Below are 13,686 nucleotides of genomic sequence, written 5' to 3'. Positions count from 1 at the left end.
ATGGCCGAACAGACGGCCGAGCAGGCCTTTGCATTTGTCAGCCATTACTGCTCCTTGTTGTCGGTGGTGTCCTGGGGTGGTTCCTCGGTCGCGGAGCTAATGGGTGTCGCTGCTTTGTTCTCCGCCCGGCTGCGGGCTGGTTTGGGGCTCACCGGCACCTTGCCTTCCTGGGCGTCTTGCGCCGCGTCGCTCGCCGCAGGCGGTGCTGTGGTGGCCTTGCTTGTGCGCTTAGTCGGCTTCTTGGGAAGTTTGGCTGCTTGCTGACTCACGGCGGCGGCAGTGGCGGCGCTGGTGTCCGCCTGTCCGTCGATCTGCTGTGTGGAGGTGTCCGCTGTTGCCGGCGCCGCCGTGGCCTTTTTCGGCCGCGAGGCCGTCTTTTTGGCGGCGTCCTTGTCGGCCTTCTGCACCTTGGGCTTGGCCTTCTCCCGGCCTTCCGCGCGGAGCGCCTTCTTGGTGGCGCTGGGGTCGACGCCATAACGCTCGGCCGTGGCGGCGAGATACGTCGGCTCATTGGTTGAGTAGGAATTGACGGCCAGCTCGGGTGCGATTGCGATCTCCATGAGCAGCAGGGCCAACTGGCCGGCGGAGAGTCCGTCGACGCCGGCGCGGACCTCGTCGTGGTTCTTGTGGTCCCAGCCCCAAAGGCGGCACACAGTCGGCCTGTGATCGTTCCACAACCGCGCCATAGAGGCCTGCGCGATCATCAGCAGATCCTCATGCTTGAGGGTCTCGCCGTCGTTGATGCGCTGGGATACTGCCTCGTGGATGCTCTCGAGGGTTCCTCGGCGCGAGTCGCGCTCGAGTTTGGTCTTAGCTTCCTCCTTCTTTACTCGTTCCCGGTGCTCGTCCTGGCTCGACTTGATGCCCTTGTCCGCCAATGCCTTAAATACATCCTTCTCGGGAACCAAGGCGACCAGTTCGCCACTGTGCGGATTCTCGATCATGATCGCCAGCGGCATGTCGTCGCCGAGGATTTCCGCATACGTCTTTCCGTCGGTGTGGTGCTGCCAAGGGGTCGCGTCGGGTTTGACGTAGCCTCGCGGATACGAGTGCTCGTGGGGGAAGATCTTTTCGGCCTTCTCGCCGCGTATGACCTTTTGGCCCGTCTGCTCAGCGACCTCCGCAAGCTTGGCGAGGTGCGCTTGCTTCTTTTGATCGAAGCAGGTGGGATCGGTGCAGACGTCTGCACTCTCAACGTCAGAGAACAGCTCGGGTTGTGCGCCCGTTCGCTTAATGCAGCTAGTGCAGGGGCCGGCCGAGGCCGTTAGGTCGGCCTGCGCGATGGGAAAAACCGCGCGCTTTAGCTCGAGCATATAGTTTTCCTGGATATGCTCAGCAGCCCGGCGAGCTGTCATGGGGCCTTCGTCATCGGAGTAGTACTCCTCCGTCTCGCCGGTGGTCACTTCGTGAAGTGCTTTCAGCTGCAGCTCGCGCACCGGGATCCGCGCCACCAGAAGCGCGACGGATGCGGTCAACTTGTCTTCGAAGAACGCCGTACGTGCCTCGGGCTGCAGGTCGCACAGCTTCAGGCGGGCGTAAATATAGGCGCGGGACTTCTTGAGGATCGTCGCCATTTCATTGACGCCGTACTCGGGGTCACCCTTGTGGGCGGCGAGCAGCGCTTCGTAGCTCTCTGCCTCCTCGATGGGGTGCAGATCCTGGCGCTGCAGATTCTCGATGATCTGCAGCTCGAGCATTTCGAGGTCGTCTACGACGATGATGCGCACGGGGACATGCGCCAGCTTGGCAATGCCGGCAGCGCGCCACCGACGCTCCCCGGCGATGAGCTCGAGCTTGCCGGATTCGGTCGGGTGCTCGCGGCATAGGATCGGCTGCAGGATGCCGTGCTTACGGAGACTGCCGGCGAGCTCCTGCAGGGTTTCCTGGTCGAACCGCTTGCGAGGGTTGGTCTTGGACGGGATGACGTCGTTGCGGGAGTAAATGCCCTCGCGATACTCGCGAGGGGTTTCCTCGGTAACTTCCCAATCGGCGGGCTGCGGCGCGTCGGCGGCGAGGGCGATCGTGGTTTCGGCGGTCATGGCGTGTCCTACGCTTGCGAGTTGGCCGGCGTGGTGCCGGCGTAGACGATGCGGGCGAGGCCTTCGGTTTCGGCCTCGAGGCGCTGCAGTTGCTGGGCGAGCTCGTCGCGATCATGGGCGGCGGTGCCGGAGCGCAGCGCGAGCGTCTGCAGCGATGCGAGAAAGGAGCGGGCAGCGGAGATTTGCCGCTTGGCCTGGCCCCGCAGTTCGTTCGGGCGGGCGGTCATTGGAATGCCCCTGCGGCAGGCGTGTTGAGCTGCGCGCGCATGGCCGGCACGTTCTCGGCGGGGATCTTGATCATGTGCCCCTCGAACATGATCAGAAACTCGCGGGTGTTCAACAAGCCGAATGCCGGCCCCGACTGCTCGACCTGGCGCAGCGAATCTCGCTTCGCGCGTGAGTACATATCCCAGGCGGCGGACGATTGGGGCTCAGTTCCCGACGGTCTGACCGGGCGCAACTGGGCGTCGGCGAGGTCATCCAAGCTGCTCGGCGCGGTTGGGCTCAGTTCGACGCGCGGAGCCTTGACTGGAACGAGTGAACGCCCAAGATCGGTGAGGCTGTATGCCGCCAGCCCGTCAATCTGGCCGTCCGTTTTAACCTTCTTGTTCGTGCGCATGAAGCTCACCAGCTGCGTCGTTTTCTTCGAGTCGTGGCTGATCTTGTTCGCCAACTGCTGGCAGTTGAGGCGGCCGTGCTTCGCGAGCGCCTGCAGGATTTGATCGGAATAGCTGGTTGTCATGGTTCGATCCTGGTCTAGTCGTCATTGGCGGCGATGGAGCGCCAGTCGGCCCTGCCGAGATAGCGCTTGAGCTGGTCCCTGATCGGGGCTGCTCTGCGGCGGGCCAACGCCTCCGCCGTGTTAGTTAGGGCGATCGCGAGGGCGGGGATAGACATGGCTGTATCGAGGTCGTACGCGCACCGTGTTTTGCGAAGTGCGAGCAACAGGTCATCCCGGCTGGGTTGCGATCGCATTGGAATCACCTGCGGGCTGCTACGAGCTGGTTGCCGCCGGCTGGCTCCCACGCGTCCAGGTAGGGCGCGTCTGGTATGGCCTGCACGATCGCCTCGCCGTCCGGATTCGTATAGATGCACGCATACGTGCCGGTGCTGGGCTCGCGCCAGAGCTTGCCGCGTGGGGTGCAAGCGCGCGCGATCATGCGTTCGCGACGCTCGTCGTCGGCGGCAAGCAGACGTTGGTCGTTCGTGATGGTCAGGCGTGCATCGACACGCCCGACCACGACGTCATCGCTGTGTTGGAGACCGTCGACGGGCGTTCGCATGCGTACTTGGTCGCGCTGCCACGAAACCATCCATCAAGGTTCGACGCCGCTGGGCGTCGGGATCCTTCACTCGCGCCTTTCTGGCGTCACGGAGAAGTTATGCACATCAAGAAGCAGAGTCAGCCGCCGTAAGCGCACGAGGCTCAGGGACGAAGAGGCTAGATACGCGGTTATCCCTGGGTGCAATGCCCCAAACCGAACCCGAGGGGCAGCGTGGGTGCGAAAGACTAGAGCGCGGGTAGGAGTGCCGGTACGGGTGCTGACAGTCTGGTCGAGTCCTGGGGCGTACATCCGCCAGGACGCCCTGATGCATACCGTCGGCTCCGGCGAGGCAATGCAAGGGTGGGCATTGCTCCCGTTATCCACAACGGGCTAGGGGGAGCTCTGCCCATCGCACCCATCTCACCAACGAAGCAAGGCCGTAACTCCACATGTGCATAGGTGTTTCATGACAGAGCTAATTCTGAGCATGCAAGAAAATTTCGCGCACGGCGCGTCCCCAAAAGGCCACGTTGGACCAGACTTTTCCACATTTTGGGCACAGTGGCCCCGCAGGACCGCAAAGAAGGCCGCTGAGCGGGCGTGGGCGAAATTACGAGCGGCGGATCGGCGAGCGGTGCTGCATGTCTTGCCCAATCACCTCGCCTACTGGAAGGCAGCGCGCACCGCCACGGAATTTATTCCGCATCCGGCAACCTGGATCAACGGGGAGCGCTGGAAAGATGACGTGATTATCCCGGCGCCGCGTCCCGAGCGACAGGCTCCGACGGAGCCCGTCTGGTGGACGTCCCATGTGATGATGGATCAAAAGGGCCGTGAGGTCGGGGTGGGCTCCGCTCGCCCCGGCGAAACTTCTGAGCAGTACCGGGCGCGGATACAGCAAGCGATCGCGGAGAGGGATCGTTTCGGAGGGGCGCAAAGATGAGCGAGATTCAGCGCATTCCATGGGTCCGGGAGCGCCTCGACCAATGGGGCCGTTGGGTGCTATTGGGCACTGCTCGGCTCGGCGGCTCTGTGTTGGCCCAACTTGCGGACGCGGTGGGGGGAGGTGCTAAGCGCAGCTATGTGCCGGTGGATAGTCTGGAGTGCGAGATCACAGATAGGGCTGTGGCTGGCCTGCCGAAGGAGCTTAAGGACGCTGTTCTCGTTTGGCACACGTCCGAGGGCACGATGGAGGGCATTGCGCAAGAGATAGGCATATCGAAGATAACGTTGCAGAGGCGGCTGGCCCATGCCGACAAGCGCATTGACGAGTGGTTTAGTAGGCGCCGCGATCTGGCCCGGCGTGCTTCGGTAACACTTTGAATTAGATGAGGTAGCCTGAGCCCCCCTAGAATTCGCTACATTCCTGCGGAGCTTGCGACATAAGCGCTCCACCATCAAGGCCCGGCCCTCACGCCGGGCCTTTTCTATTGGTGCTTCCATGCCTGTAGCTCGTCCTCGTCCTTGCCTGCATCCGGGGTGTGCAGCGCTCGTGCGCGGCGGCGGCTATTGCGAGCGGCATGCGCCAGCCCAGCAGGAGGCCGCCCGCGAAAAAGATCGCGAGCGCGGAAGTGCCGCCAGCCGGGGGTACGGTCATCGCTGGGCGAAGACCAGCCAGGGCTTTCTGCGAAACAACCCGTTGTGTTGTGCATGCTCCGCACGGGGCCGGGTGACTGCCGCAGAGGTTACTGACCACATCGTGCCACACCGGCTGGCGGAGGCGCTGGCCTCGGGAGATGCGGACCGCATAGCTGCGGCCCGCGCCCTGTTCTGGGATCGCGCCAACTGGCAGCCGCTGTGCTGGCGCTGCCACTCGCGCAAGACGGCGCGGGACGATGGCGCGTTCGGCAATCGACGGCGGTGAGGATCGTCGAAACCGACATGCAAGGGAAGGCAGAGATCTAGCTAAAATCGCGTCTCTTGCGGTTGGAGACCCTATGGATTATCTGAAGGCGGAGTTCACAGTCTGGCTTGCGCAGGCAACTAGCCATCTTGCGCTATGGAAGAATTTTCTTGAAGCTATTTACTTTATAGCGGCGGGACCACTGTTACTTGCTGGGGCGGTCTACGCGTTACGGCAGGTGCATATTGCGCAGGATAGCTTGCGCTTGACCAGAGAAATTGAACGACGCCGGCTCGAAGTTCAGAAGGTCCAAATTAGGTTCGCGCTGGTCAATGACTTCATTTCCCGCGTACTGCCCAACGCTCGGGAAGCAAGTGAAAAGGTCTACGACGCTCTCGGTGGCGAAATTTTTGAATATTCGAAAAGTGGTTCGATTCTCAGCGTAAGTTTTCCTCTCGATCTTGATGAGTCGATCGAGAGGAAAAAATCAGATCCGATTTATATGGCGTTCGTAGCGGTCACAGCAGCGATGAATGAGCTGGAAATGTTCGCCCTAGGTGTGGAAAGCCTGGAACAGGGAGAAGAAGAAAAAGTATTTGCGATTTGTGGTGAGGCATTCGTAAACATCGCCGAGCTGCTGCTTTGCGTGGCGCTTGCAATGGGTAGGATGCATCGAGTCGACCTTTTGATTCCCCTTACCCTTCGTTGGAGCAAACGAGTCGACAGCGCTCCAAGAGCCAATGTAGTGACCCCGACTGTCGTGGATACTGAGAAAGGGCAGACGTATCACTACAGGTGCGATTTGGCGGAGATCGCCTAAAAGTTGGAATTAAATGACGCGAAGCTATTAGCGCATAGTTCGCCACATTCCTGCGGAGCTTGCGGCAAAGCGCTCTGAAACCAAAGGCCCGGTCCACATGCTGGGCTTTTTCTTTTGGTGCATTCATGCCTGTAGCCCATCAAACGGCGGGGCGGCCCGGGATGGGTCGTCGAACGTCAGGCATTAGGAGATCGATCGTCATGGTAAGCAAAACGGAGCGTGTGCCGTTGTCAACGTCCGAGCTGGCCGCGGGGCTGAACAGCCGGCACGCAGCCCAGTCCGATCTTGGTGCTATCGACGCAAGAAAAGAACTCTATGGGGTTGCAGTTATGGGAGGCTGGCTAGGTAATCCGCCGTGCTGGCAGCATGCATTTCAAAGCTCTTGCCAACCGACTACGGTGCCGGCGACGCGAGGGGCATAGTGCGTGCGGCTTCAAGCTCTTCGTTAAGGCAATGACGTACAGCCTCTCTTCCTTCGGGAGGCAGGGCGCGAACGATTGCGGAGGTCAGACACTGCAAGTTGAGCAGTTGTCCCTTCTGTTCGTTGATGACGTCGATTACGTCGCGGGCCATGCGGTTCTCCTCTGTCAAAAAAAGGTCGTTGTAACAGATTGGACCGGTTTGCAGGGGGGGCAGGGGGGGGCAAAAGTCACGGCGAAACGCGTCGGGACCGAGCGCCCAGCTGAATTTTTATGGGAAAGGTTCGGAAAAGGGGGGGAGGGGTGAAATAGAAGCCCCTCTGACGCATCGAAATCGCAGCACTCGACTCGCGTGGCCCCTCATTCATTTTTGGAGTCACGATGGACCAGAGAAAGCCTCCGTTGGGGGTCATCCAAGGCGGGGGAGGCGCTGCCCCTTGGCGGTCGGCAAAGTTCGGGATTGATCTGCCGATGCCGCCGCCGTCGATCAAGGTCGATGATGAATGGCGTCGCATCTACATCTGGTTGTGCGATCAGCTGATTGGCAGCAAGCGGGATATCACCGCTGCGGCCATGCAGTTGACGCTGCTTGTCGATTGCATCCGAGCTTGGGCACAGGACCGCGCCCTATGCGAAACCGTGGGGCGCTATGCGACCTCCAAGGAGGGCAACCGATACGAGCTGCCGCATAGCTACAACGAGCGCAAGGGCGCCGAGCAACTCAAACGGGATCTGCCTGAAGCATGTATGACGGTAATGTCTCAAGTCGAGGCGCGGCTCAAGGAGAGCAAGATCGGGGAGGGCGGCCAGGACGACCTGTTCGGCGATCTCGTCGCACACGGCCGAAGCCGCCCAAGCGCCGCCTAAAGCTCATCCCGCCAGAGGATGCGTGGGAGGTTTGGGATCGAGAGTATGGCGTGCCCGTCCTGCGCGGCGAGTTGGTGGTTGGTGAACTCGTGATGCTTGCCGTCGAGCGGCATTACCGTGATTTGCAGACGTCTGCAAAGCGAAATCTGTACTTCAGTCCGTCTCACGCCTGGCACATGATCGAGTACATCGAAAAGTACTTCGTGCATGTGAAGGGGCGACTCGCCGGTCAGCCGATTCTGTTGGACCCATGGCAAAAGTTCTGGACCGCAGTGCTGTACGGTTGGCGCCGGGCTGGCACCGGACTTCGGCGGTTTACTCGTGCGTATGAGGAGGTCGCGCGGAAGAACGGCAAGTCAACGTGGAAGGCTCCCCAGGGTGCGTACCTGTTCATGATGGATGGGGAGCCCGGCGCGGAAGTCTATGCCGTCGCAACCACGCGCGAGCAGGCTATGACGGTCTTTCGGCCAGCGTTCGAGAACTTCCGGCGTTGGGCGAGGAAGTCGGCGGGCGTGAAACGCTCATTCCGGATCTTCGAGGGGCAAAACCAAGAGCGCATCGAAGCGGGCGCGTCCGTGTTCAAGCCAATAGCCAGCAACGCGGACGCCCAGGACGGCTTTAACCCTTCAGCCGTGCTGTACGACGAGCTGCACGCGCAGCGATCGCGGGAGCAGTGGGACGTGCTCGAGTCGGGATTTGGCGCGCGCGAGCAGCCATTGTTGTCGGCGATCACGACGGCGGGCTTTATCCTCGACGGCATTTGCACAGAGGTGCGTTCGTACCTTATCTCGGTACTTCGAGGCGAGCGGGAGGATGACAGCTTCTTCGGCTACGTCTATACGCTCGACTCCGGTGATGACCCTTTTGATGAGGAGGTGTGGGTAAAGGCGAATCCTGGCCTGGGTCGGTCAAAGACGATTGACTATAGCCTTTGTGCATGTCATAGGCGTATGGTCGCTCGGGCGCATGCGCGCCGAACCGCTTCAGCAGCTTTTCGGCATCCTTCAAGGTCTGATAGTGGCTGCACATTAGGCGCTCCCGCATACCTTTGCAGTATATGGCTGTGCGGTCAGCGTCGTGTCCGTTACCTTTGTGCAGACGCATGCACTCTCCTGTTCGGGGCTCAGATCAGGCCCCGTCAAAGCGCAACGCGCAGGCCCCAAAATGGCCCCAAAAATCTCCAAGGACGGCTTAAACACTTGCGGTACGTTTCCCGCCGTCAGCAACGCGAACTGCGCGTCAAGCTACTTCAAGAAGCGCTGGATACCTGTCATCAAATTTGCAAATTCAGCGTGCGCTAGCTGACTTACCTTCGAACTCACGATAGAGAGTAGATTGGACCTGTCGTTAAAGCCGAGGCTTTCGGAGAGCGAATAGAATTCATTGTGTTTGCCGGCCTGCTGTGCTTCCTCAATCGCGTCCACCAACGCTCCCTGGTCTACCTTGAGCTCGCCTGCAAGCACCTCGACGTTTTCCCGCATCTTTTGGACCAACCAAGCCTCAGGCCAAGTGTCTCCGGGCAAGTAGCAGGAATGTTCTGCAAACCACTCCGCGAACGCTGGATCCTCAGTCTCCAAGAGCTTTGCGGCGGTTTTTGCGTTCTTGCTGGCGAGGTTGCGTTGCTCCCCGTCAAAAACAACGAGGATGGGGATCTTCTCTTTGCGCAGATAAGTCGCAGCCAACTGTCTAGTCAGAACCCCGGCAGAGCCGATCTGCGTGACCTTTACCCTTGTGCGGAGTTCAGCGTCTAGCGCATTGAGCACAATCGTTTTGGCTACGTTATCTTCGACCATGATCTCGAGCTCGTGGGCTTCCTTGCCTCCCATCTTTGCGAATGCATACTGAGATGTGACGCCCGGCTGGATGATCGTCGATCCGTTTCGTGATTCGAGTAGCACGCGCGCATCGTCCGGGAGACTGTCAAAAATCTCCTTGGAATGCGTGGTGCATACGATCTGGCATCCCAGGGCAACGCACGCACGTTTAAGCTCCTCAATTAGGCGGCGTTGCGCCGCGACGTGCAATCCGAGTTCGATCTCGTCAATGACGATGAGGGCATTCGCCCCACATCGATAGATCGTCGAGAAAATGTCGAACAGTGCATTTTCCCCGGCGCCCATGTTGAACCCGGAATAGGTTGTCTTTCCTACAGAGACAATCGGTAAGGTGTACCGTTGATGGCTCAATGTGCCGAAGCTCACGTAGGTGCGATTGAGCACGAAACTAACCGAGCGCCTTGCTTGGTCTTCCCAGCTCTGGGTGGCACCCGCCTTGAACCGTTGTCGATAGGATCTCGATTGACTGCGTTCGATGTGTGGAACAACGCGCTCGATCCCGAGAAACACGACATTTCGTTCTATGCGGCGGTCATAGTCGTTCCACTTGCCGCCTTTTTTCTTCCACCGGCGTTGGTCGCCGAGGCCGTTGCCATCCGGTCGCTCGTCATCGGGCGCCCAATCGTTGTGAGCTATGGTGTAAAAGATTTCGGTGTCGGCCGCTTCGCCTTCTTCGTTGCGCTGCATGAAAAAGTCTGAGAAGCGGTAGTAGGGCTTTGACCGCCGTGCCAATTTGAATCCGCCAGGACTGCTATGGAAGGCGCAGCAGACCATAGCGAGGAGCGTAGACTTGCCCGAGCCATTTTTCCCGGCAATCGCGGTGATCGGGAAGTTAAGCTCCAGCCGAAAGGGTTTCAGACCACGCAAGCGTCCCTCAATAAGCTTAACCGCGCGCAGCATTTGGTTGTAGTTACTATCGAAACGCTCGCGACATCTACGATCAAGGTTGGACTCGCGGTACGACATCGTTGCCTCAGGTGTGCTGGTGAATGCACAAATACTACAGAATGCGACAACATCCGGCAAAAGGCCTAGATACGTGGAAGCTAGCGGTCCCACTATTACCTAAATCTTTTTTGGCCCCAAATGGGCCCCAATTTTCTCGCGAAGACCCGTCGTTGTTAGTTATTCGAGTCCCCTCCTACGCACCACCCAATTCGGGCAATGTTTGACCACTGTGTTGGCTCTTAACATTGTCCTGCAAGCCCCTCGGCATTCGTGTCGGGGGGCTTTTCTTTTACCCCGCCGATCTTGCACCCTAGGGATAACCTCCCGTGCCGAAAGCATATTTTTGATATATCTTCGCGCTCTTCGGTGGAGGCTTGCCGGTAGATGGGGGTGAAACCGCCGCGTGATCACTCACCCAAACACCCTCCCAATCACCCGCCAAATCAGCCGCTCACCGCGCCTCAAGCAGCACCCTGATCAGCACCACAAATAACAGCACCTTAGGGAGAGCCCTTCATGGCACTCAAGCACGCTGCTTTTCTGGATGTTATCGACCTTCGTACCCTCCACTGTGAACACGGGGAGGCCGTCAGCGTCAGTTTGATGAAGACGGCGCACATGCAATTGCTGCAACTGGTGCTGCCCGCGGGCAGGGGGCTGCCGCAACACGCCGTGGCAGGCGAAATCACTATCCATTGCCTCACCGGCGAGGTGGAGGTGACCTCGCCTGCGGGGATCCATCAACTGCGCGAGAACCAGCTCATGGCGCTGGCTGCCCACGAGCCGCACGCATTGCAGGGCGTGCGCGATGCCACCGTGCTGGTGACCGTGTTGCACGCCGCCTAGCCACTCCTTCCACCCCCATCCGTGTTCCCTGCGAGGTGAGCCGTGCATGAGTTGCTGGCCGACTGGTGCGAAATCCTGAACAGGTTGCTGCGTGACGTGGCCAACACACAGGCCACGGCGCAGGCGCGCGACACCGCGCTGCGGCATGCCCACCGCCATTCCTGCCAGGCGCCGATCTGTTTTCGGATGTCGGGCACGACGGTGAGTCATCTGGCCGAAACGCTGGACTGCGCGATCCGCGCGTCATGCGCGCGCTCGGACAGCACGACCTGGGTGCTGGCGCTGGACGTGGCGTACACCAAATTCGTGCTGTATCTGATCCGGGATGTGGACCGGTGGTCCAGCAGCGGCCTGGAAGAACAGATGGCGTAAAGGCGGACACACCAGGGCTGTGCTTTGAAATCCAAATACTGTATAAATAAACAGTAAACTGATGCACCCCAGCCTTGCCCATTCCCCTTCGTTCATCTCTCAGGACGCGCCATGAAATTCGGATACACCATCATCTACGTCCCCGACGTCGCCGCATCGCTGTCGTTTTTCGAACAGGCATTCGGTTTCGTCAGGCGTTTTCTGCATGAATCCCAGACCTACGGCGAACTGGAAACCGGCCAGACCACGCTGTCTTTCGCCGCGCATGAGCTGGCCGGGACGAATTTCCCCGGCGGCCATGTGGCGGCCTCCGCGTCGGCCGAGCCCCTGGGCATGGAAGTGGCTTTCGTGACCGATGACGTTGCTGCCGCGCATGCCAGGGCGCTGGCCGCAGGCGCAACGGAAATGAGCGCCCCGGCGGCCAAGCCCTGGGGACAGGTCGTGTCCTACGTGCGGTGCCCGGACGGCACGCTCGTGGAGCTTTGCACGCCCGTGCACGGTTGAGCCTCGGCGCCGCTGCGCGTGGTGCGGCAGGGCGTCAGGCGCGACGTCATCGACTGCGTCTTTCCGTCTAGCCAGTCCGGACGATCCCCGCGTTCGCCCGGCAACGTTACCGTGGTTGGGGCAGGGGTGCCCGCGTCCGGCTGCGCACAAGAATTGTCAATATTTGCATTGCTTTAAAGTAGCCATTGCCGTCCCGCGATACCGTGGCATTTTCGTTTTTCGGGGAGTCGAAATGTATTCGCTTGCTAAGCGTTGCGGCGCGGAGTTCTTTGGCACGTTCTGGCTGGTATTGGGGGGCTGCGGCGCCGCGGTGCTGGCCGCTGGTTTTCCCGAGCTGGGCATCGGATTCGCGGGCGTGGCCCTGGCCTTCGGCCTGACCGTGCTGACGATGGCATTCGCCGTGGGCCATATTTCGGGTGGTCACTTCAATCCCGCGGTCACGGTCGGTCTGGTGGCGGGCGGCCGGTTTCCCGCAAAGGAAATCCTGCCCTACGTCATCGCCCAGGTCCTGGGCGCCATCGTGGCGGCGGCGGTGCTGGCCTGCATCGCGAGCGGCAAACTGGGCTTCGATCTCAAGGGCAGCCACTTCGCCGCCAATGGCTACGGCGCCTATTCGCCCGGCAAGTACTCGATGGTGTCCGCCCTCGTGACGGAAGTCGTGCTGACCGCCGGCTTCATCTTCGTGATCCTGGGCGCCACCAGCAAGCGCGCGCCCGCCGGTTTCGCGGGGATCCCGATCGGGCTGGCGTTGACGCTCATCCACCTGATCAGCATCCCGGTCACCAACACCTCGGTCAATCCTGCCCGCTCCACCGGCCCCGCGCTGTTTGTGGGCGGTTGGGCCCTGGAGCAACTGTGGCTGTTCTGGGTTGCGCCCATTGTGGGCGCGATTGTCGGCGCCATTGCCTACCGGCTGGTCAGTGATCCGGCGCTGGAACGCGCCTGAGTCCAGCGTGTCATCGGGCCGTGCCGGGGATCGCATCCCCGGCACGGCCCGATCGTTTTGCGGCGGCGCCTGGCCGCATAACGCGCCCGCGCGAGCGCGCGTCGCATTGACGCACCCGTGCTCGCGCCCAGGCGATAATGGGACCGAGTTCCCTGTCCCTGTTCCCGGCGTATCGCCGGGCCGGGCTCAGAAAAATAAAAAGCCCGATCCGTCCCATGAGCGAATTCTCGATTGCCATCAACCTTGTACAGGCCATGCTGCTGGGCGCCGCCGTCGGCGTCGAGCGTCAATGGCGGCAGAACTACGCCGGCGTGGTCACGCATGCGCTGGTCTCGCTGGGCGCGGCCGCGTATACCGCTTTGCCGGCGCTGCTGGACGCCAGCAACGACATGCGCCTGGGCAGCCAGGTCGTGACGGGCATCGGCTTCCTCGGCGCGGGACTGATCATGCGGGACGGCCTGACCATACGCGGGCTGAGCGCCGCCGCCACCATCTGGGCGACCGGCGCCGTGGGCGTGCTTGCCGGCTATGGTTTCCTGGCCGAAGCCAGCGCGGTGACGGGGCTGATCCTGGTGACCAACGTGCTGTTGCGACGCGGCGCCAGGCTGGTGGACCGTTACGTGCCTGAAGCGGAAACCGAAGAGCGCTACTACAACATCGCCCTGACCTGCGCTTCTACGGACGAGGCCCTGGTGCGCGCAGAGCTGCTCAACGCCCTGGGCAAGCACAGCTTGCGGCTGCGCGGCGTGGAAAGCCAGCAGCGCGACGGCGGCCGCTCCGAGGTGACTGCGGTGGTCTATTCCATGCGCCAGGAGGACGAGCGGGTGGAACAGTTAGTGGGCAGCCTCAGTCTGCTGCCGCAGACGTATTCAGCCCGATGGACCTCGGACACGGGCAATGCCTGATGTCCGTCCGAATCAGGACGCCGTAAGTCCGATGTCAATACGCTTGCACACCTGCTTTCAGATGACGAGCGTATGCC

16 protein-coding genes are annotated in these 13,686 nt (G+C 60.9%); 11 read left to right on the top strand and 5 right to left on the bottom strand.

The features are described 5' to 3' along the window. Positions 1 to 44 precede the first annotated feature (44 nt). From CEY08_RS18780 to CEY08_RS18760, 4 genes are all read right to left on the bottom strand, one after another. Complete coding sequence (locus CEY08_RS18780) at positions 45 to 2,039, bottom strand: ParB/RepB/Spo0J family partition protein (RefSeq protein ID WP_088607749.1); 1,995 nt, start codon at positions 2,037 to 2,039, stop codon at positions 45 to 47. Between the two features lie 8 nt (positions 2,040 to 2,047). Further along, positions 2,048 to 2,266, bottom strand: a complete 219-nt coding sequence (locus CEY08_RS18775; RefSeq protein WP_076814327.1) for a hypothetical protein — start codon at positions 2,264 to 2,266, stop codon at positions 2,048 to 2,050. Beyond that, positions 2,263 to 2,781, bottom strand: coding sequence for a hypothetical protein (locus CEY08_RS18770; RefSeq protein ID WP_076814325.1), 519 nt, complete (start codon positions 2,779 to 2,781; stop codon positions 2,263 to 2,265). Before CEY08_RS18770 ends, CEY08_RS18775 begins: the two co-directional genes overlap by 4 nt. 238 nt (positions 2,782 to 3,019) lie before the next feature. Then, the gene (locus CEY08_RS18760) at positions 3,020 to 3,322 is read right to left on the bottom strand and encodes a hypothetical protein (protein ID WP_126389587.1); all 303 of its coding nucleotides are present in this window, start codon (positions 3,320 to 3,322) and stop codon (positions 3,020 to 3,022) included. A gap of 448 nt (positions 3,323 to 3,770) precedes the next feature. Between CEY08_RS18760 and CEY08_RS30380 the strand changes: the two genes are divergently transcribed. From CEY08_RS30380 to CEY08_RS18730, 6 genes are all read left to right on the top strand, one after another. Next, complete coding sequence (locus CEY08_RS30380) at positions 3,771 to 4,247, top strand: hypothetical protein (RefSeq protein WP_076814318.1); 477 nt, start codon at positions 3,771 to 3,773, stop codon at positions 4,245 to 4,247. Then, positions 4,244 to 4,627 (top strand): hypothetical protein, encoded by a 384-nt coding sequence (locus CEY08_RS18750; protein WP_076814316.1) that lies wholly within the window; start codon positions 4,244 to 4,246, stop codon positions 4,625 to 4,627. The genes CEY08_RS30380 and CEY08_RS18750 overlap by 4 nt, the downstream gene beginning before the upstream one ends. 118 nt (positions 4,628 to 4,745) lie before the next feature. Next, positions 4,746 to 5,168 carry an HNH endonuclease gene (locus CEY08_RS30375; RefSeq protein WP_076814313.1) on the top strand — a complete coding sequence of 141 codons (423 nt, stop codon included), beginning with the start codon at positions 4,746 to 4,748 and terminating at the stop codon, positions 5,166 to 5,168. Between the two features lie 73 nt (positions 5,169 to 5,241). Continuing rightward, on the top strand, positions 5,242 to 5,967 hold the full coding sequence (locus tag CEY08_RS18740; protein WP_076814311.1) for a hypothetical protein: 726 nt from the start codon (positions 5,242 to 5,244) through the stop codon (positions 5,965 to 5,967). An 800-nt stretch (positions 5,968 to 6,767) separates the two neighbouring features. After that, the gene (locus tag CEY08_RS30190; protein WP_076814307.1) at positions 6,768 to 7,253 is read left to right on the top strand and encodes a hypothetical protein; all 486 of its coding nucleotides are present in this window, start codon (positions 6,768 to 6,770) and stop codon (positions 7,251 to 7,253) included. Between the two features lie 50 nt (positions 7,254 to 7,303). After that, the gene (locus CEY08_RS18730) at positions 7,304 to 8,554 is read left to right on the top strand and encodes a terminase large subunit domain-containing protein (protein WP_232033839.1); all 1,251 of its coding nucleotides are present in this window, start codon (positions 7,304 to 7,306) and stop codon (positions 8,552 to 8,554) included. Here the strand turns inward: CEY08_RS18730 and CEY08_RS18725 are convergent. Beyond that, a complete protein-coding gene (locus CEY08_RS18725; protein WP_076814305.1) occupies positions 8,498 to 10,054 on the bottom strand; it encodes an AAA family ATPase in 1,557 nt (518 codons plus the stop codon). The genes CEY08_RS18730 and CEY08_RS18725 overlap by 57 nt on opposite strands. A 600-nt stretch (positions 10,055 to 10,654) precedes the next feature. Here CEY08_RS18725 and CEY08_RS18720 point away from each other — a divergent pair. From CEY08_RS18720 to CEY08_RS18700, 5 genes are all read left to right on the top strand, one after another. After that, positions 10,655 to 10,882, top strand: coding sequence for a cupin domain-containing protein (locus CEY08_RS18720; protein WP_223306494.1), 228 nt, complete (start codon positions 10,655 to 10,657; stop codon positions 10,880 to 10,882). Positions 10,883 to 10,924: 42 nt separating this feature from the next. Next, the gene (locus tag CEY08_RS18715; RefSeq protein WP_042794110.1) at positions 10,925 to 11,254 is read left to right on the top strand and encodes a hypothetical protein; all 330 of its coding nucleotides are present in this window, start codon (positions 10,925 to 10,927) and stop codon (positions 11,252 to 11,254) included. 111 nt (positions 11,255 to 11,365) lie between these two features. Further along, positions 11,366 to 11,758, top strand: coding sequence for a VOC family protein (locus CEY08_RS18710; RefSeq protein WP_076814303.1), 393 nt, complete (start codon positions 11,366 to 11,368; stop codon positions 11,756 to 11,758). A gap of 232 nt (positions 11,759 to 11,990) precedes the next feature. Further along, the gene (gene aqpZ / locus CEY08_RS18705) at positions 11,991 to 12,704 is read left to right on the top strand and encodes an aquaporin Z (RefSeq protein ID WP_042794107.1); all 714 of its coding nucleotides are present in this window, start codon (positions 11,991 to 11,993) and stop codon (positions 12,702 to 12,704) included. Between the two features lie 215 nt (positions 12,705 to 12,919). Then, positions 12,920 to 13,609, top strand: coding sequence for an MgtC/SapB family protein (locus CEY08_RS18700; protein ID WP_042794105.1), 690 nt, complete (start codon positions 12,920 to 12,922; stop codon positions 13,607 to 13,609). The last annotated feature ends 77 nt before the right edge of the window (positions 13,610 to 13,686 follow it).

Source organism: Achromobacter insolitus (genome assembly GCF_002209555.1).
Taxonomy (GTDB): Bacteria; Pseudomonadota; Gammaproteobacteria; order Burkholderiales; family Burkholderiaceae_B; genus Achromobacter; species Achromobacter insolitus.
Note: the sequence above shows the minus strand (reverse complement) of the source record. Positions and strands in the feature narration are given on the sequence as shown.